Source organism: uncultured Shewanella sp., from assembly GCF_947495455.1.
Classification (GTDB): domain Bacteria; phylum Pseudomonadota; class Gammaproteobacteria; order Enterobacterales; family Shewanellaceae; genus Shewanella.
In genome coordinates, this window is sequence record NZ_CANLZC010000009.1 from 1 (window position 1) to 25663 (window position 25663).

Annotated in this window: 25 protein-coding genes; 18 read left to right on the plus strand and 7 right to left on the minus strand. The window is 39.4% G+C overall.

The window, feature by feature from the left end:
• Positions 1 to 164 precede the first annotated feature (164 nt).
• Positions 165 to 635 carry a hypothetical protein gene (locus Q0791_RS04220; protein WP_299003100.1) on the minus strand — a complete coding sequence of 157 codons (471 nt, stop codon included), beginning with the start codon at positions 633 to 635 and terminating at the stop codon, positions 165 to 167.
• Positions 636 to 853: 218 nt separating this feature from the next.
• On the opposite strand from Q0791_RS04220, the gene Q0791_RS04225 reads away from it, so the two are divergent.
• Positions 854 to 2095 (plus strand): dicarboxylate/amino acid:cation symporter, encoded by a 1242-nt coding sequence (locus Q0791_RS04225; protein WP_299003103.1) that lies wholly within the window; start codon positions 854 to 856, stop codon positions 2093 to 2095.
• Between the two features lie 145 nt (positions 2096 to 2240).
• Complete coding sequence (locus Q0791_RS04230) at positions 2241 to 2708, plus strand: S-ribosylhomocysteine lyase (RefSeq protein ID WP_299003106.1); 468 nt, start codon at positions 2241 to 2243, stop codon at positions 2706 to 2708.
• A gap of 2 nt (positions 2709 to 2710) precedes the next feature.
• On the opposite strand, the gene Q0791_RS04235 is transcribed toward Q0791_RS04230, so the two are convergent.
• The 6 genes from Q0791_RS04235 to Q0791_RS04260 all read right to left on the minus strand — a co-directional run bounded on the left by Q0791_RS04235 (position 2711) and on the right by Q0791_RS04260 (position 9555).
• Positions 2711 to 5173, minus strand: a complete 2463-nt coding sequence (locus Q0791_RS04235; RefSeq protein WP_299003108.1) for a helicase-related protein — start codon at positions 5171 to 5173, stop codon at positions 2711 to 2713.
• 179 nt (positions 5174 to 5352) lie between these two features.
• Positions 5353 to 7182 carry a monovalent cation:proton antiporter-2 (CPA2) family protein gene (locus Q0791_RS04240; protein ID WP_299003111.1) on the minus strand — a complete coding sequence of 610 codons (1830 nt, stop codon included), beginning with the start codon at positions 7180 to 7182 and terminating at the stop codon, positions 5353 to 5355.
• Between the two features lie 260 nt (positions 7183 to 7442).
• Positions 7443 to 7778 (minus strand): hypothetical protein, encoded by a 336-nt coding sequence (locus Q0791_RS04245; RefSeq protein ID WP_299003114.1) that lies wholly within the window; start codon positions 7776 to 7778, stop codon positions 7443 to 7445.
• Between the two features lie 96 nt (positions 7779 to 7874).
• On the minus strand, positions 7875 to 8240 hold the full coding sequence (locus tag Q0791_RS04250; RefSeq protein ID WP_299003116.1) for a hypothetical protein: 366 nt from the start codon (positions 8238 to 8240) through the stop codon (positions 7875 to 7877).
• Positions 8241 to 8479: 239 nt separating this feature from the next.
• Positions 8480 to 8839, minus strand: coding sequence for a hypothetical protein (locus Q0791_RS04255; RefSeq protein WP_299003119.1), 360 nt, complete (start codon positions 8837 to 8839; stop codon positions 8480 to 8482).
• Positions 8840 to 9219: 380 nt separating this feature from the next.
• The gene (locus Q0791_RS04260) at positions 9220 to 9555 is read right to left on the minus strand and encodes a hypothetical protein (RefSeq protein ID WP_299003121.1); all 336 of its coding nucleotides are present in this window, start codon (positions 9553 to 9555) and stop codon (positions 9220 to 9222) included.
• Positions 9556 to 9797: 242 nt separating this feature from the next.
• On the opposite strand from Q0791_RS04260, the gene ubiG reads away from it, so the two are divergent.
• The 16 genes from ubiG to Q0791_RS04340 all read left to right on the plus strand — a co-directional run bounded on the left by ubiG (position 9798) and on the right by Q0791_RS04340 (position 25535).
• Entirely contained in the window at positions 9798 to 10574 is a 777-nt protein-coding gene (gene ubiG / locus Q0791_RS04265; protein ID WP_299003124.1) for a bifunctional 2-polyprenyl-6-hydroxyphenol methylase/3-demethylubiquinol 3-O-methyltransferase UbiG, read from the plus strand.
• A 61-nt stretch (positions 10575 to 10635) separates the two neighbouring features.
• On the plus strand, positions 10636 to 11076 hold the full coding sequence (mioC, locus tag Q0791_RS04270) for an FMN-binding protein MioC (protein WP_299003127.1): 441 nt from the start codon (positions 10636 to 10638) through the stop codon (positions 11074 to 11076).
• A 445-nt stretch (positions 11077 to 11521) separates the two neighbouring features.
• Complete coding sequence (gene mnmG / locus Q0791_RS04275; protein WP_299003130.1) at positions 11522 to 13411, plus strand: tRNA uridine-5-carboxymethylaminomethyl(34) synthesis enzyme MnmG; 1890 nt, start codon at positions 11522 to 11524, stop codon at positions 13409 to 13411.
• A 124-nt stretch (positions 13412 to 13535) separates the two neighbouring features.
• The gene (gene rsmG, locus Q0791_RS04280; protein ID WP_299003133.1) at positions 13536 to 14171 is read left to right on the plus strand and encodes a 16S rRNA (guanine(527)-N(7))-methyltransferase RsmG; all 636 of its coding nucleotides are present in this window, start codon (positions 13536 to 13538) and stop codon (positions 14169 to 14171) included.
• A gap of 140 nt (positions 14172 to 14311) precedes the next feature.
• Positions 14312 to 15100: a ParA family protein gene (locus tag Q0791_RS04285; protein ID WP_299003136.1), complete on the plus strand. Its 789-nt coding sequence runs from the start codon at positions 14312 to 14314 to the stop codon at positions 15098 to 15100.
• A gap of 9 nt (positions 15101 to 15109) precedes the next feature.
• A complete protein-coding gene (locus tag Q0791_RS04290) occupies positions 15110 to 16018 on the plus strand; it encodes a ParB/RepB/Spo0J family partition protein (RefSeq protein ID WP_299003138.1) in 909 nt (302 codons plus the stop codon).
• A gap of 224 nt (positions 16019 to 16242) precedes the next feature.
• Positions 16243 to 16626, plus strand: coding sequence for an ATP synthase subunit I (locus Q0791_RS04295; RefSeq protein ID WP_299003140.1), 384 nt, complete (start codon positions 16243 to 16245; stop codon positions 16624 to 16626).
• 12 nt (positions 16627 to 16638) lie between these two features.
• Complete coding sequence (atpB, locus tag Q0791_RS04300; RefSeq protein WP_299003143.1) at positions 16639 to 17436, plus strand: F0F1 ATP synthase subunit A; 798 nt, start codon at positions 16639 to 16641, stop codon at positions 17434 to 17436.
• A 68-nt stretch (positions 17437 to 17504) separates the two neighbouring features.
• Positions 17505 to 17756 (plus strand): F0F1 ATP synthase subunit C, encoded by a 252-nt coding sequence (gene atpE, locus Q0791_RS04305; RefSeq protein WP_028773422.1) that lies wholly within the window; start codon positions 17505 to 17507, stop codon positions 17754 to 17756.
• 37 nt (positions 17757 to 17793) lie between these two features.
• Positions 17794 to 18264 carry a F0F1 ATP synthase subunit B gene (gene atpF / locus Q0791_RS04310; protein WP_299003146.1) on the plus strand — a complete coding sequence of 157 codons (471 nt, stop codon included), beginning with the start codon at positions 17794 to 17796 and terminating at the stop codon, positions 18262 to 18264.
• 15 nt (positions 18265 to 18279) lie between these two features.
• Complete coding sequence (atpH, locus tag Q0791_RS04315) at positions 18280 to 18813, plus strand: F0F1 ATP synthase subunit delta (RefSeq protein ID WP_299003148.1); 534 nt, start codon at positions 18280 to 18282, stop codon at positions 18811 to 18813.
• A 14-nt stretch (positions 18814 to 18827) separates the two neighbouring features.
• Entirely contained in the window at positions 18828 to 20369 is a 1542-nt protein-coding gene (atpA, locus tag Q0791_RS04320; protein WP_299003150.1) for a F0F1 ATP synthase subunit alpha, read from the plus strand.
• Between the two features lie 49 nt (positions 20370 to 20418).
• The gene (gene atpG, locus Q0791_RS04325) at positions 20419 to 21279 is read left to right on the plus strand and encodes a F0F1 ATP synthase subunit gamma (RefSeq protein WP_299003152.1); all 861 of its coding nucleotides are present in this window, start codon (positions 20419 to 20421) and stop codon (positions 21277 to 21279) included.
• Between the two features lie 35 nt (positions 21280 to 21314).
• Complete coding sequence (atpD, locus tag Q0791_RS04330) at positions 21315 to 22703, plus strand: F0F1 ATP synthase subunit beta (protein ID WP_299003154.1); 1389 nt, start codon at positions 21315 to 21317, stop codon at positions 22701 to 22703.
• A 39-nt stretch (positions 22704 to 22742) separates the two neighbouring features.
• A complete protein-coding gene (locus Q0791_RS04335) occupies positions 22743 to 23162 on the plus strand; it encodes a F0F1 ATP synthase subunit epsilon (RefSeq protein ID WP_299003156.1) in 420 nt (139 codons plus the stop codon).
• A gap of 159 nt (positions 23163 to 23321) precedes the next feature.
• Positions 23322 to 25535, plus strand: coding sequence for a winged helix-turn-helix domain-containing protein (locus tag Q0791_RS04340; protein WP_299003159.1), 2214 nt, complete (start codon positions 23322 to 23324; stop codon positions 25533 to 25535).
• Positions 25536 to 25663 lie beyond the last annotated feature (128 nt).

The window sequence follows — 25663 nt, forward strand, 5'->3', positions numbered from 1 at the left end:
TATATCTACTAACTTATCCATATGCCCTCTGCGTGATTGATTAATCTTGGTCGAAAGATCTGATCACAAAGAGGGCTATTAGTTCAATTTCTTATCCCGAGTTCAGGTTAAATAAAAACCCCATGAAATAGGAGGGGGGATTTCCACCTCCTAATTGAATAAAATTAGAATAAACTCAAATCAAGTGTATAATTTTCGCTGTTATTATTATCCCAATACGTCTGTCCATTAACCTCGTAAAAAACAGCAAATTCAATGCTTGTATGAGTGCCACCAGAGCGATATTGTTGAGTCACATAATTATACCAACTACCAATATAATAACTCGTTAATCGCCCTAAAGGCGCAAAATCTAGACCCCAGCGCTCATAACCATTTTGATAAGCCTGCTCAAACGTCAGTAAACTATCTTGATAAGTATTCCAATTATCATCCGTCCAGCGAACCCCCACCTTTTTATCAAACGCTAAATTTTTAACAAGAACATCAATCCATATAGCCTTATCTTGCCACAAACTTGGCGTCATTCCTGTTTCATATACCCATTGGCCTGCAGCATCAAACTTCACTTCATCACTTCCATTAGCGATTCCAATGTACATCAATCCAACTAATAATATTATAATTTTATTCATTATCTCTTTCCTTTTAAATAAATCGCATCCCATCAATGCACATTAAAAATAGCAGAATTATCAATACTCAAAATAGCATTAAGGAAAAATAAAAAATCACTATAATATCCTGCAAGCAAGCCTCATAATACAACGCTATTTAAGCTTGTTATCATTGTATTGACGCCTCAAAATAGCGACCTTACGCCATAAAGAATTTAAGCATACTAGGAGTTATTATGCTGAAAAAGCTAACTTTCACACTCCCTGGCCAATTGGTCATTGCCGCTTTATTAGCCGCATTACTTGGATATTGGGTACCAATCACTTGGATCAATACACATGCTAACGTGCTTGAGTTTATTGGTTTAGGTAAGCTTATTTATATTGGGTTATTGAAAATGTTAGTGGGAATAGTAGTGTTATTCTCTCTTTTACAAGGTATCACTCATATAGGTTCAATTGTTAGTTTAAAGTCTCTTGGAGGCAAAACTATAGCAATATATGCTCTCACCACAATACTTGCCATTAGTTTAGGCTTAGGTGCCGCTCTATTGATGCCAAGTTGGCCTGCATTAATGTTCACCCCCGATGCCAGCAATGTTGAGCTCATCTCCCAGGACGCAGCAACAGGCGGTAGCATCAGTACCAAATTACTCACAATGGCTCTGACGAATCCCTTTAATGCCCTCGCCAATGGTAATCTACTCGCCATAGTATTATTCGCCATCATGTTTGGTATTGCCTTACTGGTGAGCCTTCCCGCTAAACATGCTGTATTTCAAGTCATAGAAGCCATTAATACGGGTTTAACAAAGTTAATTTCAGCCATCATCAAGTTAGCCCCAATCGCCGTCTTTAGCATTATTTTTGAATACACAAGCCAAGGAAATACGCAATTATTTGGAGAACTGGCCAGCTTTGCCTTATTAGTCTTTATACTCACTCTGATACACGGTGGAGTCACCTTACCTCTGCTTGCTAAAATCTTTACTGGCCGAAAATTACTGCCCATGTTTAAAGCCATTTCCACCCCAATGGCAATGGCCTTTGCAACATCATCAAGTGCCGCAACATTACCGCTATCCATGCGAGTCGCTGAAGAAGAATTGGGCGTATCTCAATCGACCAGTAGTATGGTATTACCCCTAGGCTCAATCATGAACATGGACGGTACAGCATTATTTGAAGGTGTTGCGGCTATTTTTCTCGCACAACTCTACGGCATAGATTTAGGCACATCTGGACTCGTTGTTATCTTTCTCATGGCAATGGTATCTTCAATAGGTGCTCCAGGAATGCCCTCAGGCTCAATGTCTGGCATGCAATTGGTCTTACTTGCAGCAGGTATACCGCTAGAGGCCATTGCAATTTTATTAATTATAGAAAGACCGCTGGATACCTTTAGAACTGCAGTCAATGTGGAAGGAGATTTAGTCGCCTCCGTTATCGTTGATAAATGGCAACAAGTAAAAAGTTAATCACATTATCTAATCGATATCGCCCTTATCTTATCTAAGGGCGCCACTCTATTTTCGCTCAAAAATATATCACCAATTTGACGATTCTACACAGGCGTTTCATACTCATATGATTCTCGAAAAGTTCATAAACAGTAAACAACCTATGCCTTTACTAGACAACGTCAAAGTTCGCCATACCAATAAAGAGCCTCCTAATGTTCGACTTGAATTTGCATTAGATACCCCTAAAGGAGATAAGATCACTGTTTTTGGTCTAAGATTTCATGTGCTTAATAAAGGTATCTTGAGTGAACAAGGCATACATACATTAGAAAGTCTACTCGTAGGGTTAATGCGTAATTACATAGACAATAGCAATATTAAAATCATTACTCTATCCCAAATGGGCAATCGAATCGGTTTTTTCCTCAACGTTATCGGTAGCCCCTCAATTAAGCATGTTGCTAATGCCTGGCTAGCCGCATTAAAAGATATCATTAACTTACCAAAAGAAGCCGATATTCCCACACTCGATGAACATCAAGGAGAACCCAAAGAGCTGCATTCACTGCCAGAGGCTCAGGAAATAGCCTATCAAATCATTAAGGCTGGCATCAATATTAAAAAATAAACTTATTTTATTTCAATAACTCGACTTGCTTTTTGATACTTTATACGCCAACCAGACCAACGAGGTAACTCCCAGCGTTTGGGTCCTTGTTTACGTGAGCCTCTAACATAACTCAATATCACCCATTTATTTTGAACGCTATATTCCACTGCTAACATCAATTCAGGTAACACTATTTCTTGTGGATACGAACGATCAAATTCCACCCGCTCCCACTCAGGAATACCATGAAAAACCAAGTCACTGGCATTAATTAGTTCAAGGTCATCAGCACTCTCAACCCCCAGCTCCCTGAGCTTATGTGTTAAATAGCTTCTTATACATATTGGCTCTTGCATTGCAGAAAAGTTATCCACAGGCGATTTATACTGACTTTTTTGCAATTGCAACCAAATATTCCATGCACAGATATCTCGTTCGATCGTCTTTGCCAAATTTGGAAAAACAGCCCCGAATATAATCGATCCCACAATAGATTCAAGCAGCTGATCCCCTCTTACCTCAGCGATCCGCGATCCAATCACTCTTCCTGCATATTGCCTAACCAATAAGGTTTGATCTGGCTGATTTGGATTTAAAACATCACTCACTGTTTCAATACCTAGCTGAGCCTCAACTAAAGTCTCAAATGAAATAGGGGCCATACAGTTAGCAAAATTAACTGTTTGCTTGACCCCTTTACCCGCAACAGAAAATTGATCAAAAACAACTGCAGCTAATGGGCTAGCTTTCCCCTCCTCAGAGATTAACTCAGCTATAAATCGACTGGATCTGCCAATTTGTATTTCACTGTAACCATTGCCTAAAGCTTGATAACGCTTTTCTCTTCGAACAAAAGCTAATTCAGGCGCAACCTTAATAACATTTAACAACCAACTCTCTCTAGTAACCTCATCAATGACTGCTTTGTCATGGGATAAATTTAAAAGCGAATGGATCTGATTGGCTAACTGTTTTGCTTCATTCAATAAAATAAGATCAACAGACAAACAGTCAGGAATAGGTTCTCTCATTATTTTTATCAATAACATGGCATCACAATTTAACGGCTCCCATTGTGCTATTGCTTTCCTGTCTTGCATCGATGAGGGCAGAGTAATCAGTTTTTGACCAACACTTAATGCCGCAACAAGATCTATCATTAACCCTTGATTGATCGCATTATCCATCCCACTGATCAAGTGCGAAAATAATGTATCTATCGGCAAAGGAAAAAGCTTTTTACCATGTAATGTTATTTTACCATTTTGTTCAATAGCCGCCATATTCATCAAAGTTTCACTGGCTTTTGACAGTGCTTTGCTGGGCAACATATCAATCAAATCTAATCTTGAAAGCTCATAACCTATTGCAGCCGCTGCAAGCATTGGTTCCACAAGGTCATTTCGCATTAATTCTGGTTGAGAATTCACATCTAAAACAGCATAACGTCCCCACAATCGAATACAGACACCAGATTGTGTTCTCCCAGCTCGCCCTTTACGTTGTTCGCAGCTTACATGAGAAATGCGAGATAATGCTAAAACAGTGCGCCCATTTCTTTGTAATGTTCTCCGCTCAAGCCCTGAATCAATAACAGCAGTAACACCAGGGATAGTTAAAGATGTCTCAGCAACATTAGTGGAGAAAATAACTCTGCGATTCGACGCTTGGACCAATACCGTTTTTTGCCTATCATGGTTAATACCACCATGTAAAACAGCCGAAGAAAAACCCGCCTCATGAAGTAAAGCTCGACACGCTTGTTCACACTTATTGATTTCACGTTTGCCAGGTAAAAAAACAAGAATATCTCCTGTCAAATATTCAATATTGATAATCTGTTCAATCGCTTTTTTAACTTTTATTTCAATATTATTAAGTTCAGGTAATGCATCATTTGTCGATGATTGGTAAAAAGTCTTAACTGGAAATTGGCGTCCACTAACCTTTAAATGTTTAACTGCAACATCTTTATCCCTTTGTAAGTACAATGTTAAGTCAGCTGTATTCATGGTAGCAGACGTCACTACCAGTTTATGTTTTCCTTGCTGTTTTAGTATTGCTAACAAAAGCTCCATATCCCAACGCCGCTCATGAAACTCATCAAAAATAACAAGATCAAAATCAGCTAAACCATTTTCATTTAACCAGCGCAGTGCGACACCTGGCGTCACAAAAGCCACTTGTGTAGCTGGTACCACAGTAGAATCAAACCGAATGGAATAACCCACATTAATGGCAGTATCAAGCTCCAAATTCGCTTGTGCATTTTCTGTACTCACAAATTCAGACAAAGCTAAGCATGCGACTCTTCGAGGTTCAATAACCAAAACCCGCGCTTCTTTGCCCGCAATCATTAATTGAGATGCCCAAAGTGGTAATCGAGTCGATTTACCTGAGCCTGTCTCAGACTCAACAACTAAGTGATGAGTGCAAAGCAAATGCATAAATTCTTCACGAAGAGCATCAATCGGTAAATACAAAAACTAACCCCTTAAAAAATCACTTATACTGATATAAAAACTGATATAAAAAATTTTTGTTTCATTACACAATAGGATTAACACACAGCAAGATGCGACCCTTCTCGATAGCAATTGAATTTAACAGTACAGAATAAACTGCACTGTTTTGTCCTCTTAAAAGAGACTAAAGTTTCATCCTATACACAATCTTCCCCCTTGCAAGCATTTAACTTATCCTGTTGTTTTTTATCTTCTTCTAAGACTTGTGCTAAATCTTCCAACCGCTGTTTAATAGCCACACCATAACTTTGATCGTCACCCCAAAGGTGGGACAAACTCTCCAAAGATGCTTCATCATGTTGCCTAAATAACTCACCAGCTCGCTGTGATGCTGTATCACTATGACCTAATAATTTTAATGCATCTATGCCCAAGCTTGTTGCTGAATCAAATGTTTCACGCCTAAAACACTTGATCCCTAAACGCATTAATTCATATGCATGACGCCTATCTATTGCTCTGGCAACTAACTTCAGGTTAGGAAAATATTTCTGACATAATTCAATGATAACCAGAGTCTTGACTGGATCATCAATGGCAATCACTAACAATTTGGCCTCAGCAGCTCCCGATGCCGCTAACAAATCGAATCGAGCCGCATCACCATAATAAACTTTAGATCCAAAACGACGAACCATTTCAATCTGTGAAGGGCTATGATCTAATATAGATAATTGATAACCTTGAGCTTTAAGTAGCCTTCCAACAACTTGTCCAAAACGTCCATAGCCAGCAATAATAACATTCCCCGTTGCCTCTATCTCATCAGGACTATCAAATTCATCTGTAACTAACTGCTTCCGCTTCTCAAAAAATTCATACCCAAGTAATAAAATCGGCGCCAACAACATAGAAATGGCAACAACAAGTGTTGTTAAATGAACTTGCATAGAAGATAAAATAGATAAACTGCCAGTTAAAGACAATAATACAAAAGCAAACTCACCTCCTTGGGCTAAAGCAAGCGTAAACAGTAACTTCTGATTACCTTGTAATTTGAAAATATTGCCTAAAACGAATAACACAGTCGCTTTAACAATAATCAATGCAATCACACACGTAAAAACCAATAAGAAATATTCAAGTAACAATGAAAAATCAATAGAAGCACCGACCGTAATAAAAAATAATCCCAACAATAAACCTTTAAAAGGCTCAATATCAGCTTCTAGTTCATGCCTAAATTCACTTTCAGCTAATACAACACCAGCAAGAAAAGTCCCCAGTGCTGGGGATAGACCGATTTTTTGCATCAACAAAGCAATGGCTATAACTAAAAACAATGCAAATACTGTAAAAATTTCTCTTAATCGTGTTTCTGCGATATAACGAAATACAGGGCCCGCAATAAATTTACCAAAAAAGACTATTGACGCTATCACCATAACAGAAAAAATAACCTGAAAAATTAATGGAAAACCATCAATAAGACTTTCAGTATTGTTTATCACATTTGAATCACCAAGAGCGAGTAAAGGTAACAGAGCAAGAATAGGGATCACAGCGATGTCTTGAAAAAGTAAAACTGAAAAGCTATTTTGACCCGCTTCTTGCTTTATCCAACCTTTTTCCGTCAATGTTTGTAAAACAATAGCTGTAGAAGATAGGGCTAACATTAATCCTAATGCTAGCGATGCTTGCCAAGATAAAAGAAAAATATAAAAACAGACAACAAAAATAACTAACGTTGTTAAACCTAACTGCAACCCGCCTAACCCTATGATTGAACGGCGCAACTTCCACAATCGGCTAGGTTGTAATTCTAATCCAACTAAAAAAAGCATCATAACAACGCCAAACTCAGCAAAATGCATGACTTCGGTTTGATCACCCACTAAACTTAAGAAAAAGGGACCAATCAAAATCCCCGCTAATAAATACCCAAGCACTGAACCTAAACCTAAACGTTTAGCTATTGGTACTGCAATAATCGCAGCAGCTAAATAAACAACTGATAATTCAAACATTTAATCCCCAAGTCATTATCATTTAATTCAAAATAAGATACCTCTTTCAGTTTACACTGAATTTGAACATGACTCGTGAATTTAATGACGATAAATAAAATCAATCCTAAAGGGGGTTCAGAAATAATAAAAAGGACATAAAACCAATGACTAGATTACATAAAAATGAAGGGCATTAGTGAACAAAACAGAGACAAAAAAGTCTCAACAAAGTCGATAATATCCATAGGTTAAACAACAAACTATTCTCATTAACAGCCTTATCCTTGAATCGATTGAGACTGCAAAAAGTGATACAACTCCTCCAGATTATCACTTTCAAAAATGATCTCACTGTCTTCAGAATGAAATACATCAGGATATTCTTCCACATACCCATCATCACTCAAAGGGAGTTCACCAAGATGACTCACACTTAATACAGTGTAATAGGGAGACCCCCACTCATCGTTAACCTCAAAATCCACTTGTAATGTCAAATAAGCATTTTCGGTACAAAAGGTATATTGAGAAAAAATGTTCTCATCTAAAATGAAAGGAAATGATAAACTAGAGCCTATTGTTTTCTGCCCATAGTCACTTTGAATCTCAAGCATAGTTATCCCTCCTAGCAATATATTAATAGAGAATTCTCAATATTTTATTTCCATATTTACATTAAAATCAATCAAATAGATTATAATGCTATATTATCAGCTATTAGGCTTCATGTTTTCCAACACCTGAAAAGGCACTAAAAAACGATATAAACCTTCAACTGATTCACTTTCAAATACAATTTTAGTTGTTTCATCATGAACTATTTCAGGTAAATTCTCTGTACCAATATTTCTAGCCGTTCTGACTAAATAACGAGGAAAATCGTTTAAACGGGCTTCCTTCTGAGCAGGATTAACCCATAGAACTAAATATTCTCCTGATTTTGTTTGGGTATCGCAATGAAATAAAAAACTAGGACTATCATCATCACTCCAACTCTTATCATGTAAGAAAGGAAAATCTGATAACTCAAATCCTAAGTCAAAATCTCTTCCGAATTCATCCTGAAATTGATACATAGAAAACCTCAACTCTGAATGTTTAGAAAACCCACTTATCCATAACATTCCTTATGGCACCAAAATAGAATAAAAGGCCTAAACATGATTCTACTCTCCATTGTCATGTATTACGCCTACTCTCTTAGATCAATTCGTTTTCCCCAAATAACCTCAGGTTATGTACCAGCTTTTACCTTCCATACTCAAATGCCGATAAAAATATAAAATAAATTTAAAAACATCACTTTGAATATAACTTAACCCACTTTTAAAGTGTCTAACATTTGAAAAGGGGCTAAAAAACGATAAAGTGCATTAACATCTTCACTAGAAAATAAAATCTTACTATTCTCATCATGAGCAATTTCAGGAACTTCTTGAGAACCAAAATTAGTCGCCGTTAAAATAGAATAACGTGGAAAATTACAATTTCTCCTTGAAACATCTTTATGCTCAACCCATAACAGAAGATATTCTTTCTCATTTGGCTCTAAAGCATGAAAAACAAAACTAGGACACTCATCTAAATGAAAGCTCAAATCCTCTAAAAAAGGAAAAGCAGCAATGTCAAAACCCAAATCAAAATCCGAGCCGAATTCTTGTTGATATATATGCATAACACCCCCACTCAAACCGCCAACCTAATCTCCTTATTTGCAATATGACGATCAGAATTAAAAACGCAATAATAAAATAATTTGTTACAAATCTATACTACTACGCATCTGATTAAAATTCGCTCTGTTTTTAGAGTTTTTAAGAATATAAATGGTTTTTATATTTTAAAGTGGAATATTAAAACAGTTCAAAAATATACTTTAATATTAAATTTCAGATAATTACATACAGATAATGAGAGCACTAATTGAAGCAGATAAAATACAATCAGCATACTTATTTTTAGACATTTTATGATTTAGAAACTATTTTTAAAGGTTTAAGAATAAATAATGAAGCGTTTTTCTATAAAAGTCGATGAGAAAAAGTCAAATACACTCTATTGAAACTCCATCAGATAACGGCATACCTCATTACTTGATTCACTTTCAAATAGTAACGGGCTTGCCTCATCAAGCTCAAAATCTGCACCGACTAAATCTGTCACTCTTGCCTTTAATACTGTATAGCGAGCATTAGATTGTGAGCGCAATTCAACATTAAAATAGTCGACCCACAATATTTGATAAGACCACTGTCCCGAAGGATCTAGATGGCCAAAGATAAAACTTGGGCATCGATCTTGTTGTCTACTTTTATCAAATAAAAAAGGAAAAATAGCCAAATCAAAACCTAAGTCAAAATCAAGCCCAAATGCTTTCTGATATCGATACATAACCTATCTCAAAATTAACATCGAATATATCACTCACATTTTACGCCGACCTAATAAAGGGAAAAAGCCATATTTCAAAAATGAATTAGACAAAATCGGAACCAATATATCATTTTTATAAAAATCAGATATAACACTTAACCAAGCCACACACTTTTCCCCTCCTATTCCTCATTAAGATGACAGCGTTAATGACGAGATAATATACTAATACCTATCTTTCTTTAATCAGTAATATAAAAATGATTGAAAAAAATAGGCTATCCCCACCCATAACCTCTGAAAGTGAAATTCAAAAATTTAATCAACTCGCAAAAGAATGGCGCGATCCAAATGGAAAATTCAAACATGTACATAAGTTCAATCAAGCAAGATTAACCAATATAAGATCGTCAATATCAACACATTTTGATCGCGATCTTAGTCGAGATCTTCCTTTTGAGGGGATCAGCATACTTGATATTGGTTGTGGTGCCGGATTACTGGCAGAACCATTAGCAACTTCAGGTGCAACAATGACAGGGATCGATGCAAGTGCAATGAATATTGCCATTGCTAAACAAGATGCAGAAATAAAAAATGTTTCAATAAACTATGTACACTGTTTAGCTGAAGACCTCATCCATTCTGATGAAAATAGCGTCATTGAGAATAGTTATGATGTCATTCTAAATACAGAAGTCATTGAACATGTAAATGATAAAAATAGGCTTATTGATACTTGCTGTCAATTACTGCGCCCAGGGGGATTATTGATCATGGCCACATTGAATCGAACAATAATCTCATATTTTATTGCCATTTTAGGGGCAGAATATATCATGCGCTATCTTCCTATCGGTACACATCAATGGAAACATTTCGTAAAACCAGCTGAAATAATACAGCGATTACAAGTTCATCAACTCACACCTCTTTATACACAAGGGATGAGTTTCAACCCACTCACTCAGCAATGGTATACCCATAAAAATACCAAAGTAAACTATCTTCTCTATGCAACTAAAGCTAAACCATAGATTGATGACTGCATATAACTTATCATCCTTATAAATTAGTCATATTAAGACAGGAAAGACAGTGTCAAAAATAGATATTCTCGTCGGTACAACATTAGGAAGTGCTGAATATGTCGCCGATGAAATAGCATCCAAACTTACCGCTTTAGGCCATGAGATCCAAGTCCATTTAACACCAAATAGAGCAGAATTAATGCCTGATTCGATCTGGTTTATCGTCTCTTCCACTCATGGCGCTGGCGATCTTCCGAATAATATCCAACCTTTTTATGATGAGATCGAGCAAAACAAACCCGATCTTAGCAATCAAATGTTCATTATTTGCGCCATTGGTGATTCGAGTTATGATACTTTCTGCCATGGGCCAATCAAGCTAAACACCTTACTAGAGCAGTACTCAGCTAAAACTTATGTGGATAAGATCAAAATAGATATTCAACAGGATCCCATCCCTGAAGAGGCTGCCTTATCTTGGTTGAACCTATGGTGCGATCAACTTTAAGATCGAAATAAGCCGATCGCTTTTTGATCAACTCACAGGTTAGATCCACCTTATCCACACTTTATATGTTTTTTGTATATATGTGTGGATAAGGTATTATTTTATTCTATTATAACTCTGTATTATTCAATACATGATCATCAATAAGATCATGGCTGTGGATAAGTAATCGATCTATCCCCAAGTTATATTCAATTTGATCCCGATCTGATCACAGGATCGCTTTGTCACTACCAATTGAATATAAAGGCAAAATAAGATTATCCACAGAATTGTGCGATCTTAATAATAAATATAATAAGAGATCTATATAAAGATCTTAAGATCTATTAAGCGATCGCATGAGATCAAAACAAGTGAAATAGATCGTTCACCTTCTGATGATCCAATGCTAAAATACCCCGCTCGAAATCAATTCAGTCTTTTACCAATTGAAGGTTATTTAATGCTTTTTCATGAACGCTTTGATGTGATCGTTATAGGTGGTGGTCATGCTGGCACAGAAGCCGCTTTAGCTTCTGCTAGAATAGGATCAAAAACCCTACTGCTCACACATAATATTGATACATTAGGACAAATGTCCTGTAATCCAGCCATTGGTGGAATTGGTAAAGGGCATTTAGTTAAAGAAATTGATGCGTTAGGCGGCGCAATGGCAACTGCTACAGACTTTGCTGGAATTCAATTTAGAACATTAAATTCAAGTAAAGGGCCTGCTGTACGAGCAACACGTGCGCAAGCCGATAGAAATCTTTACAGGCTAAAAATACAAAATATTTTACAAAATCAACCAAATTTACGTATTTTTCAACAAGCTGTAGACGACTTAGTCGTTGAAAATGAAAAAGTAATAGGTGTCATTACCCAAATGGGATTGGCTTTTGAAGCCCCTGCAGTCGTGTTAACCGCAGGCACTTTTCTTGGAGGAAAAATTCATATTGGACTTGAGAATTATAGTGGTGGCCGTGCCGGTGATCCGCCAGCTATTGCACTTGCCCATAGACTTCGTGAATTACCTATTCGAGTAGGTCGTTTAAAAACAGGTACACCACCTAGAATAGATGCTAATAGTATCAATTTTGAGCTCATGTCAGAGCAAAAAGGGGACAATCCTCTGCCTGTGATGTCCTTTTTAGGCAATGTAGATCAGCATCCTGAACAAGTTTCTTGCCATATTACTCATACAAATGAACAAACCCACGAGATCATTCGTGGAGGCTTAGATCGTAGCCCTATGTATTCAGGTGTCATCGAAGGTATTGGACCACGATATTGCCCTTCTATTGAAGATAAAGTGCATAGATTTGCTGATAAAAACTCTCACCAGATCTTTATTGAACCTGAAGGATTAAATACCAATGAGATCTATCCAAATGGGATCTCAACTAGCTTACCTTTCGATGTGCAATTAAATTTGGTGCGATCGATCAAAGGGATGGAGCAAGCTCAGATCATAAGACCTGGCTATGCGATCGAATATGATTATTTTGATCCGCGGGATCTTAAAAACTCTTTAGAAACAAAAACGATTAATGGTTTGTTTTTTGCGGGACAAATTAATGGCACGACAGGTTACGAAGAAGCGGGGGCCCAAGGTTTGTTAGCCGGAATGAATGCTTCACTGCAAGTACAAGGTAAAGCGCCATGGGCTCCACGTCGTGATGAAGCTTATTTAGGCGTCCTTGTTGATGACTTATCCACATTAGGCACCAAAGAACCTTATCGTATGTTTACCAGTCGTGCTGAATACCGTTTATTATTACGGGAAGATAATGCTGATTTACGTTTAACGGAAAAAGGCCGTGAGTTAGGTTTAGTTGATGATCAACGCTGGGCAATATTTAATGAGAAACAAGAAGCGATAGAAACTGAATTGCAGCGTCTTCGCAATCAGTGGGTTCATCCAAACTCTCCTTTAATTGATGTGTTAAATCCAGAACTGAAGACACCTATTGCTAGAGAAGCTTCCTTTGAAGAGTTATTAAGACGTCCTGAAATGGATTACCCGAAACTAATGTCACTTGAAGGTTTTGGGCCCGGTCTTGAAAACATGCAAGCGGCTGAACAAGTCCAAATTCAAGTTAAATACTCAGGTTATATTCAACGTCAGCAGGATGAAATCGATAAAGCCATTCGTCATGAAAAAACGGGATTACCCTTAGATTTGGATTACCAAGAGGTCCCTGGCTTATCCAATGAAGTCATTGCTAAGATGAATCAACATAAACCTGAAACCATAGGCCAAGCTTCGCGAATTTCAGGTATGACACCGGCTGCGATCTCAATTTTATTAGTGCATTTGAAAAAGCGAGGCTTGTTAAGAAAAAGTGCCTAATAAAAAGACTGAATAAGTAAATATATAGAAGGAGCTGAGTGCTCCTTCTTATATTTACAGAGCAATGGTAGTAAACTGAGTATCTTAAAATGAATTAATCTGTGTGTTCTTTGAGGGTGTTTCTGTGTTATCAACACAATTAGATAGTTATTTAGCAGCCATGGGCCTAGACGCAAAACCAGAGCAAAAACAACAGCTACTTGATTTTGTTGGTATGCTACACAAATGGAATAAAGCCTATAATTTAACGGCTATTCGCGATCCTGAGCAAATGTTAATTAGGCATATTATGGATAGCTTGGCAGTATCGACGCATTTGCAAGGCAAACGTTTTATCGATGTGGGGACTGGACCGGGCTTACCGGGGATCCCGCTGGCTATTCTTAATCCTGATAAAGAATTTGTTTTGTTGGATAGTTTAGGAAAACGTGTTCGTTTTCAAAAACAGGTTCAATTTGATTTAGGTATTCACAATATTAGCTCAGTTGAAAGTCGAGTCGAGGCTTATCAACCGGCAGAAAAATTTGATGGAGTCTTAAGCCGTGCTTTTGCTTCAATTCAAGATATGTTGCACTGGTGTGAACATTTACCGTCAAGTTCTGGTTGTTTTTATGCGCTAAAAGGTCAGCTATCTGATGAAGAAATGAATAATTTACCTAATGGCTTTGAAATCACCGATGTGATTGAATTATCTATTCCTAAATTGAATGAGCAAAGGCATTTACTTCGTGTTGTGAAGCAAAAAGGACCCGTGGCGTAATTGAGTAGTTGCAATCTTCGGCCGTATCAAGCAATTTGTACTTATAATTGAGTGAAAATCGGTCAGTTATAATGGTTACAAGAGTGAATTTGTACTTGAAGTCTTGTTGTAGGACGATGCAAAAAAGATAGGATGATATTTTGGGAAAAGTGATTGCCGTAGCCAACCAGAAAGGTGGTGTTGGAAAAACCACAACATGCGTTAATTTATCGGCGTCATTAGCGGCGACGAAACGGCGAGTGTTATTAATTGATCTCGATCCCCAAGGTAATGCGACTATGGGGAGCGGTATTAATAAATATGACGTTGAGCACACCGCTTATGATTTGTTGGTGGATGAAAAGCCATTTAGTGAAGTGGTTTGCCGAGAAACCAGCGGTCAATATGATTTAATCGCGGGAAATGGTGATGTCACAGCAGCAGAAGTTAAGCTGATGAACTTTTTTGCAAGAGAGATCAGGCTACGTAATGCGTTGGCGCCCATTAGAGATGACTATGACTTTATTTTTATTGATTGCCCACCGTCATTGAATATGTTGACAGTCAATGCCATGTCAGCTGCCGATGCTGTGATTGTTCCTATGCAATGTGAATATTATGCACTTGAAGGGATAACATCTTTAAAAGAAACCATTGATCAGCTTAGTAGTATGGTCAATCCTGGCTTACATATCGAGGGCATATTACGCACTATGTACGATCCGCGTAATCGTTTGTCTACTGATGTGTCTGATCAGTTAAAACAGCATTTTGGTGACAAAGTTTATCATACTGTTATTCCTCGCAATGTCCGTTTGGCTGAAGCGCCGAGTTTTGGCACACCCGCTATGTATTATGAAAAATCCAGTGCTGGAGCAAAAGCCTATCTTGCTCTTGCGGGAGAAATTATTCGTCGTGCCGATGAGCAAGCGAGCAATAAGCAAGCTTAAGGGAATACTATGACACAAAAGAAAAGAGGGTTAGGTAAAGGGCTTGATGCATTATTAAGTACCAGTAACGGTGCTGAGCAACAAGAAAATACCGAAGTCATGGTCAATGAGAAACATGATGATGGCAAGGCAGTTAATATATCACAAGATTGTTTGCTTGACTTAGATGTGGACTTATTATCACCGGGACAATATCAGCCCAGAAAAGACATGTCACCGGAAGCATTGGAAGAACTAGCAAAATCCATTGTTAAGCAAGGGATTATTCAGCCAGTTGTGGTTAGAAAAGTGTCTTCAACAGGTTATGAGATTATTGCAGGTGAACGACGTTGGCGTGCCGCTCAATTAGCTGAGTTATCCACGATTCCTTGTCTTGTTAAACAAGTCCCTGATGAAGCGGCAATGTCAATTGCATTAATTGAAAATATTCAGCGTGAAGATTTAAATGCTATGGAAGAAGCCATGGCATTGCATCGCTTGTTACATGAGTTTGAATTAACCCATCAACAAATTGCCGATGCTGTCGGAAAATCTCGAGCCACAGTATCAAATTTATTGAGATTAAATAGTTTAAACGATGCGGTTAAGAAAATGTTGGAGTATGGTGATATTGATATGGGCCACGCTCGCGCTTTGTTAGCCATTGAGGGGGATGAGCAAACAATTTTAGCAAGATTAGTCGTTTCTAAAGAATTGACCGTGCGGGAAACGGAACGATTAGTGAACAAAACTCTGACTCCAACTGAAAAAGCAGAAAAACCGAGTAAAGATCACGATGTTTGTCGCTTAGAAAATCAATTAATCGAGCGCTTAGGTGCGAAAGTATCAATCTCGCATAATAAAAAAGGTAAAGGTAAATTGATAATTAATTACCAAGATTTAGCCGAACTTGATGGAATTATCGAGAAAATTGGTTAAAAATGCCAAGTTAAGGCAATATTATGTAACTTTGTAACAATTGTTAATCTTATCATTTCGGACTTTTGACATGGATCACGTTAAAAGTCTCCAATTTTATTCAGTTAAACTTGCTTTGAAGTGCCGAAACGGTATACTTTCGCAAGCTTTTTGTCCATCACGTTTATACGAATGACTATCATTCGGTTTTCGATAACAAAAAGTTCTAATGCGGAGGAGGTAAGTTGAGTAAGATTTTAGCGCGTCGTGGCCGGCGATCAGCCTACAAGTTGGTGATGATGCAGGCGGCGGTAGCTGTCACTGCTTCAATTTTCTTTTTCGCTATGTGGGGAGCCCAGTTTGGTTATTCTGCGTTAGCAGGTGCTGCCATTGCTGTGCTTCCTAATTTTGTATTCGCAACCCTCGCTTTTTCCCATACGGGAGCGAGTGCGTCAGCAAAGGTCATTAAGACTTTTTACTGGGGGGAAGCGGTAAAGATGTTGTTAACAATTGTCATGTTTTCGTTGGTGTTTGTTTATATCAAGGTGGTTTTTACGCCCCTTTTTGTTTGTTATACATTAGCGTTAATTGTACATTGGGCAGCTCCTTTATATTTCAAGCAAAGTTAAGTGGGATGAATCATGTCTGCATCTGCAACCGGTGATGTAACACCGCAGGGCTATATCCAGCATCATTTGGCTAACCTAACGGTTGGTGAAGGGTTTTGGACATGGCATATTGATTCGTTGCTCTTTTCGGTGGGTCTTGGCGTTTTGTTTTTATGGATATTTCGTAGCGTTGGAAAAAAAGCGACAACAGGCGTTCCCGGTAAACTTCAATGTTTTATTGAGATGATTGTTGAATTCGTTGACAGCAGCGTGAAAGAAACTTTCCATGGTCGCAATCCTGTCATCGCACCGCTAGCGTTAACAATTTTCGTGTGGATTTTCTTAATGAATCTCATGGATATGGTACCTGTGGATTGGATACCATCTTTGGCCGCAGCTGCGGGCATTCCATACATGAAGATTGTGCCTAGCACTGACGTAAACATTACTTTCAGCTTAGGCTTAGGTGTGTTTGTGCTGGTTGTGTATTACAGCATTAAAGTCAAAGGTGTGACAGGTTTTGTAAAAGAGCTGACGTTACAGCCCTTTAACCACTGGGCAATGATACCCGTCAACTTGTTACTTGAGTCGGTTACTCTGATTGCGAAGCCAATTTCATTGGCATTGCGTTTGTTTGGTAACTTGTACGCAGGTGAGTTGATTTTCATCCTTATTGCGCTTATGTATAGCGCCAATTGGGCGATAGCTTCATTAGGTGTAGGTTTACAACTAGCGTGGTTAATCTTCCATATTTTGGTGATTACATTGCAAGCGTTTATCTTCATGATGTTGACCATAGTTTATTTAAGCATGGCGCATGAAGATCACTAAGGGTAGTTGAAGATTTTTTTAAACTAAATCAATTAACTAAATAACGATTTAGAATACTGGAGATAGAGATGGAAACTGTATTAGGCATGACAGCTATTGCTGTTGCTCTGTTGATTGGTATGGGTGCTTTAGGTACTGCTATCGGTTTCGGCCTTTTAGGTGGCAAGTTCTTAGAAGGCGCTGCGCGTCAACCAGAAATGGCGCCTATGTTACAAGTTAAAATGTTCATTGTTGCAGGTCTATTGGATGCTGTAACTATGATCGGTGTGGGTATTGCACTATACATGTTATTTACTAACCCATTGGGTGCAATGCTGTAATAAACGCTTCTGTCTTTAATCTAAATAGGAGGCTGTTGTGAATTTCAACGCTACCCTAATCGGTCAGACGGTCGCCTTTATTATCTTCGTGTGGTTCTGCATGAAGTTTGTTTGGCCACCTTTGATGAATGCCATCGAAGAGCGCCAAAAAAGGATTGCCGGCGGTTTAGCAGATGCTGAACATGCAGCAAAAGACCTAGAGTTGGCACGGGCGAAAGCCACTGCGCAACTAAAAGAAGCTAAAGTGAAAGCTAACGAAATAATTGAGCAAGCGAACAAACGTAAAGCTCAAATTGTTGACGAAGCTAAAGCTGAGGCAGACGCTGAGCGCGCTAATATTATCGCTCAGGGTAAAGCAGAAATTGAAGCTGAACGTAATCGCGTAAAAGAGGATCTGCGTAAGCAGGTTGCTTCTCTGGTTATCACAGGTACCGAGAAAATCCTTGAACGTTCGATTGATGAAGCCGCCCATAGCGACATAGTTAATAAACTTGTCGCCGAAATTTGATAAGGGAGTTGAGTTATGGCTGAATTAACCACCATTGCTCGTCCTTACGCAAAGGCTGCTTTTGATTTTGCTGTTGAGAAAAATGCGGTGGAAAGTTGGGCAGAAATGCTGAACTTTATGGCTTTGGTGAGTGAAAACGAATCAATGCATCCATTGTTGACTGGCGGTTTGTCCAGTCAAAAGCTTGCCGAACTCTTTATTGGAGTGTGTGGTGAGCAACTCAATGAGCAAAGTCAAAACCTAGTCAGGGTAATGGCTGAAAACGGTCGTTTAGAAGCGCTACCTGCTGTATATCAACAATATGTTGAATTGCGTAATGAATGGGCAAAGGAAATAGAAGCGAATATCGTTTCTGCAACTGAGCTGAGTTCGACGCAACTACAGGAGATAAGTGTTTCTTTAGAGAAACGTCTCGCACGCAAAGTTAAGCTGAATTGCAGCATAGACACCACGCTTATTGCGGGTGTGATCATTCATGCAGGAGACCTTGTCATTGATGGCTCGGTCCGCGGTAAAATATCGCGTCTGTCTGATAAGCTGCAGTCGTAATTGGGAGTTTGAGCATGCAACTGAATTCCACTGAAATCAGCGATCTGATTAAACAGCGGATCGAGCAGTTTGAAGTCGTTAGTGAAGCTCGCAACGAAGGTACTATCGTTGCAGTAAGTGACGGCATCATCCGCATCAACGGTTTAGCCGATGTGATGCAGGGTGAGATGATTGAACTGCCAGGTAACCGTTTTGCTATCGCGTTGAACCTTGAACGCGACAGTGTCGGTGCCGTCGTAATGGGCCCTTATGCATCATTGGCAGAGGGTGACAAAGTTAAAACTACTGGTCGTATTCTTGAAGTACCAGTAGGTCGTGGTCTACTGGGCCGTGTCGTTAATACTTTAGGTGAGCCTATCGATGGAAAAGGAGCGGTTGAACATGACGGCTTCTCACCTGTTGAAGTGATTGCCCCAGGTGTTATTGAGCGTAAATCAGTATCACAACCTGTTCAAACAGGATATAAAACCGTTGATTCAATGATCCCAATTGGTCGTGGACAACGTGAATTGGTCATTGGTGACCGTCAAACAGGTAAAACTGCGTTGGCCATCGATGCCATTATCAACCAGAAAGATTCTGGTATTAAATGTGTTTACGTTGCTGTTGGGCAAAAAGCCTCAACCATTGCTAACGTAGTACGTAAGTTAGAAGAGCATGGTGCACTTAACAACACTATCGTTGTTGTTGCGACTGCATCAGAAGCTGCTGCCTTGCAGTTCTTGGCACCTTATTCTGGGTGTTCAATGGGTGAATACTTCCGCGACCGCGGTGAAGATGCGTTAATCGTATATGATGATTTGTCTAAGCAAGCTGTTGCTTATCGCCAAATTTCATTGCTATTGAAGCGTCCACCTGGACGTGAAGCTTATCCTGGTGATGTTTTCTATCTCCACTCTCGTTTACTTGAGCGTGCATCACGTGTAAACGAAGATTATGTAGAGAAATTCACGGGTGGTGAAGTAAAAGGCCAAACCGGTTCACTTACCGCGCTGCCGATTATTGAAACCCAAGCAGGTGACGTTTCAGCATTCGTACCGACTAACGTAATTTCGATTACAGATGGTCAAATCTTCCTTGAAACAGATTTGTTTAACTCAGGCTTACGTCCTGCGGTTAACCCAGGTATTTCTGTTTCACGTGTGGGTGGTGCGGCGCAGAGTAAGATCATTAAGAAACTGTCTGGTGGTATTCGTACCGCACTTGCACAGTATCGAGAGCTTGCGGCCTTCTCACAATTTGCATCGGATCTTGATGATGCAACACGTGCTCAATTAGAGCATGGTGAGCGTGTTACCGAATTAATGAAGCAAAAGCAATATGCGCCTATGAGTATCGCTTGCCAGGCTGTGTCTATTTTCGCAGCTGAGAAAGGTTACCTGAAAAGCGTTGAGCTGAACAAAATCATTGATTTTGAAGCCTCTTTGCTCTCGTTCATGAACAGCGAGTATGCTGACCTTATGAAAAACATCAACGAAACTGGCAACTATAATGCCGACATCGAAGGTGAAATTAAGGCTGGCCTCGATAAGTTCGTCGAAACCCAAACCTGGTAATGACAAATGAGGTGTCTGTGGCACCTCTGGTCCAGATTGGAGAGTAAAGATGGCCGGCGCTAAAGAGATTAAAAGTAAGATCGCGAGTGTACAAAACACTCAGAAGATCACTTCCGCCATGGAAATGGTGGCAGCCAGCAAGATGCGCAAAGCGCAAGATCGAATGGCTGCGAGTCGTCCATATGCGGAAACCATGCGTAAGGTGATTGGTCACGTGGCGCAAGGCTCTCTCGAGTATAAACACCCCTATTTAGAGGTGAGAGAAGCTAAGCGGGTTGGTTACATTGTTGTATCAACTGACCGTGGTCTTTGTGGTGGTCTGAACGTTAACCTTTTCAAAAAGGTAATGGCAGACATGAAAAACTGGAAAGAGCAAGGTGTAGAATTTGATTTCTGCCCTATCGGTGCTCGTAGTGTTCAGTTTTTCAAAAGCTTTGGTGGTAATGTATTGGCCCAAGCATCGGCATTAGGTGATTCACCTAAATTGGATGACTTGATTGGTACAGTACGTGTCATGTTAGAAGCTTACAACGAAGGCAAACTGGATCGTTTGTACATAGTATTCAACAAATTTGTGAATACCATGTCGCAAACGCCTGTGATCGAACAGCTACTGCCTTTGCCTAAGTCTGAAGAAGATGAGCATGCTCATCATTGGGATTACATTTACGAGCCAGATCCAAAAGCACTTTTGGAAACATTATTGGTTCGTTATGTGGAGTCTCAAGTCTATCAAGGTGTTGTTGAAAATGTTGCGTCTGAGCAAGCTGCCCGTATGGTAGCAATGAAGGCAGCAACCGATAATGCTGGCGATATGATCAGTGATTTGCAACTGGTGTATAACAAGGCTCGACAAGCTGCGATTACGCAAGAATTGTCGGAAATTGTTTCAGGTGCAGCTGCGGTTTAGGCTAGGTAACGAATACAAGTTTTAGAGGATTAATCATGAGCACAGGTACTGTTGTCCAAGTGATTGGCGCGGTTGTGGACGTTGAGTTTCCACAAGATACCGTACCTCAAGTATACGACGCTCTAAAAATTATTGGTGAAAGCCCATGTAAAGGCTTGGTGCTGGAAGTTCAGCAGCAACTTGGTGGCGGTGTCGTCCGCGCCATTGCCATGGGTACATCCGATGGTTTGAGTCGTGGTATCGAGGTAGAAAACTCAGGTTCACCAATTTCAGTTCCGGTTGGGGATGCGACCCTAGGCCGTATCATGAACGTATTGGGTGAGCCTATCGATGAAGCGGGTCCAATTGGTGAAAAAGATCGTTATGTTATTCACCGTGATGCGCCTTCATATGAAGATCAATCAAACACCACTGAACTTTTAGAAACAGGTATCAAGGTTATTGACCTTGTTTGTCCGTTTGCTAAAGGGGGTAAAGTCGGTCTGTTTGGTGGTGCGGGTGTTGGTAAGACCGTTAACATGATGGAGCTTATTAACAACATCGCTAAAGCGCACTCAGGTTTATCCGTTTTCGCTGGTGTAGGTGAGCGTACTCGTGAGGGTAACGATTTCTACTACGAGATGGAAGATTCAGGCGTACTCGACAAAGTGGCCATGGTTTATGGTCAAATGAATGAGCCGCCAGGAAACCGTCTACGTGTTGCACTGTCTGGTTTGACCATGGCTGAGAAGTTCCGTGACGAAGGTCGTGACGTATTATTATTCGTAGATAATATTTACCGTTACACCCTTGCCGGTACAGAAGTATCAGCATTGCTAGGGCGTATGCCTTCAGCGGTAGGTTATCAGCCAACATTGGCTGAAGAGATGGGTGTGCTTCAAGAGCGTATTACTTCGACTAAAACAGGGTCAATTACCTCTGTTCAAGCCGTTTACGTTCCTGCGGATGATTTAACCGATCCATCACCTGCAACCACATTTGCTCACTTAGATGCGACTGTCGTATTGTCACGTCAAATTGCATCACTGGGTATTTACCCAGCGGTTGACCCATTGGATTCGACGTCACGTCAATTAGATCCTTTGGTTGTTGGTCAAGAGCATTATGACATTGCAAACGGTGTTCAAACCGTATTACAACGTTATAAAGAACTAAAAGACATCATCGCTATTTTGGGTATGGATGAATTATCTGATGAAGATAAGACAACCGTAGCACGTGCCCGTAAGATTGAGCGTTTCTTGTCTCAGCCATTCTTTGTTGCTGAAATCTTTACTGGTTCTCCAGGTAAGTACGTTTCACTTAAAGACACGATCCGTGGCTTTAAAGGGCTATTGGAAGGTGAATTTGATCACATTCCAGAGCAAGCGTTCTACATGGTTGGCTCTATCGACGAAGCTGTCGAAAAAGCGAATAAAAAGTAACTCGCCTTGGGCCAGTTTAACAGCAAACAGGGTGATGGCATGACAATACGACTTGATGTTGTAAGTGCAGAAAGCAGCATCTTTGGTGATCAGGTACTGAGTTTACAAGTCACTGGTGCCGAAGGTGAACTAGGTATTAAGTTAGGTCATGCTCCTTTGCTGACAAGCATTAGACCTGGCATGGTACGTATCGCTAGGCTAGATAGTAAAGAAGACGTGTTTTATCTTTCAGGCGGTTTGCTTGAAGTTCAACCGAATTCTGTTGCTATCATGGCAGATGTGGTCATGCGTGCTGATGAAATTGACGAAAAAGCCGCTGAAGAAGCCAAGCGTCATGCAGAGGCCAGTATGGCCAAAGCGGGTGCGGACTTCGATTACGCTGCGGCGGCAAAAGAGTTGGCGCAAGCCGTTGCTCAATTGCGTGTCGTTGAGACCATCAAGAAAAACCTAGCTAAATAAGGTTATTCTTCACTGACGATGTTTGAAATAGCAGTGTGATTGACCTGCTTATATAGAAAAAAGGCGCCTCACGGCGCCTTTTTTGTTTTATAACCATTGGCTTAAGTGCTGATTATTCTGTAGTATTTGTGACTGCCAGTTATCTTTGGAGGGAGCCTTGTGCAAGAGGAATGCAGTTGGGTACAGTTAGGTGATTTCAAGCTCGATATACAGCAGCAGATTTTATATTATCAAGATAGTGAGCTATCTGTTGAGCCCAAAGTGCTTCAGCTATTAATGTATCTTTATCAACAACACCAGCGATATGTCACACTTCAAGAGCTTCATGATAATGTATGGTCCGATAGAGTTGTCTCAGATACGGCGGTGCGTAGCGCAATCAAAAAGCTGCGCACATTGTTTAATGATACGGATTTAAATGCGCCTCAATATATAAAATCGGTTCCAAAGCGCGGTTATAAGCTTATTTGTTCTATTGAACTGTCTTCAGATATTCTGCAAACATCTGTGTCGGCAATTAAAAGTGAGCCTGAAATTGAATCAAAAGTTATTCACCCTATTGTGGTTAATCGAGCAGGCTTCAGACAATGGACGCCTTGGTATACTATTGCTTTAGCGGTAGTGATATTGATGATCACCTTGTCAGTTTTAAGTGCTAAGCAACTTATTTCAAAGGCAATACCGCCTGATAATATTATTGCGCTAACATCAGTATCATCTTTTCTCGGACAGAAGCTTACCCTTGAAGTCAGTAGTGATAATAGCTTAGTTGCTTTTACCGGAAAGGTGACAAGTGAGCAAGATAATCAAGTTTATTTACTTAATAAACAAAGTGGACATGTGGATCAGCTCACTTATGACGCGAAAAATGCCACTTATCTAAGTTTTGTAAAAGATAACACTCAGATTGTTTATACCGATCTTGTTGCGGGGGCGAGTTCACTTGGTAAGGTGTCAGTGAATGAGGTAAACACTGTGCCTACCTTGTTACTCAGTGATTATCATTTCATCGGCGATGTGCATATTGGGCAAACTGAAAATGAAGTCATTGTACTATTGGCACGAGAAGCCAGTGATACACCTATGTATTACCGCTTAAATATTGATTCTTTAGCATTAAATCTGCTGTTATCCACGAGTAATACTGGGGAGCATTTTTCTATGGCCAAGTTGTCTCCAGATAAACAGAAAATAGCGGCAATAAAAGCATTAAATCATAAGCAAGTTGAATTAAGTGTGGTTGATTTAGCCTCTAAAAAACAGGTTTTTAATAAGATACTTTCTCATAGTAAGCTGCCATTTGATTGGAAGAGCGATACGGAATTACTGCTTTTGTATTCTAATAAGTTGGTGTTGTTGGAGCTGGAGACGCAATCAGAAAACACACTGCTAGTGGATGTTGGTAGTCGGTTTTCTTGGCTAAGTGCGAGTAAAAATACCTTGACCTTATTACAGCAAGATTTGTCACGTAGAACACAATTTTATGTAGAAGAAAGCCTAACGGCATCAAAAAAATGTGCTTTAAATCAGTGTTATCAGCATCACTTCTTAAATATGGATAAGGAGGTGAGTTCGGTTTTCTATGCCGATGCAGAGCATAAATGGATCACCAGTACAATAGGTGAAGTCAATGAGTTGGCTTTATATAATGAGGTTACACGGACTAAGCAAGTCTTCTTTACTGGGAATGAGGCGATAGAAATCCAGCAATATTCTGCTAAGCAATCTGCTTTACTTGTTAAAATCGCCGATCGGTTAGCGCTTTTGAAATTAGAAACTCACTTGAATAATCAAGTTAATTTGGATTCAAAGAGGGCGCAGACTCGATGGACTGCAAATTTGCACTATCTAACGGCTAAGCATCAGGTCGTGAGTGATGCCGTGTTTGCAAATGCCCAGAATTTAAGATTACCACCTAAAACCCTAGGTGAAGATGAATATGTGTTTTATGGGGAGCGGATAGGTGGGCGTTGGCAAATACAACAGCTTAATTTAACCAATATGCAAGCTAAGGTACTGATACAAGATTTTCGCTCTATTCGTCTATCGGATCACGGTTATGTGTTAGCGAATGAGTCGGGTTGGCTATTTACTATGAAGGCTAATCAAAAAACCATAATGCCACTGAATAAACAAATAAACCTTACTGAGATTTCTAGATGGTATGTCAAAGGATCTATTGTGTACTGGAGTGATTTTGATTACCGTTTTAGCTATATTCATGAACTTGATTTATTGAGTAATAAATTTAAAACTCGCAAGTCTCGTCTTTATCACCTCTTTCCTCGTATCGCGTTATCCCCTATAGGTAACAGGTTTATTTATCGCTCAAATCCTATTGAACACAATGAAATTAAACAATTTATTTTTTAGTTTCTCATTCTCAATATTAAAGAATCTCTTTAGTTATAGTTTAGTTATAGCCTAAAAAATGCAATATCCTCATAGTGCAATGGCGCCGAAAGCTAACGCTTGATGCACTTTATTATTTTAAGCACTGT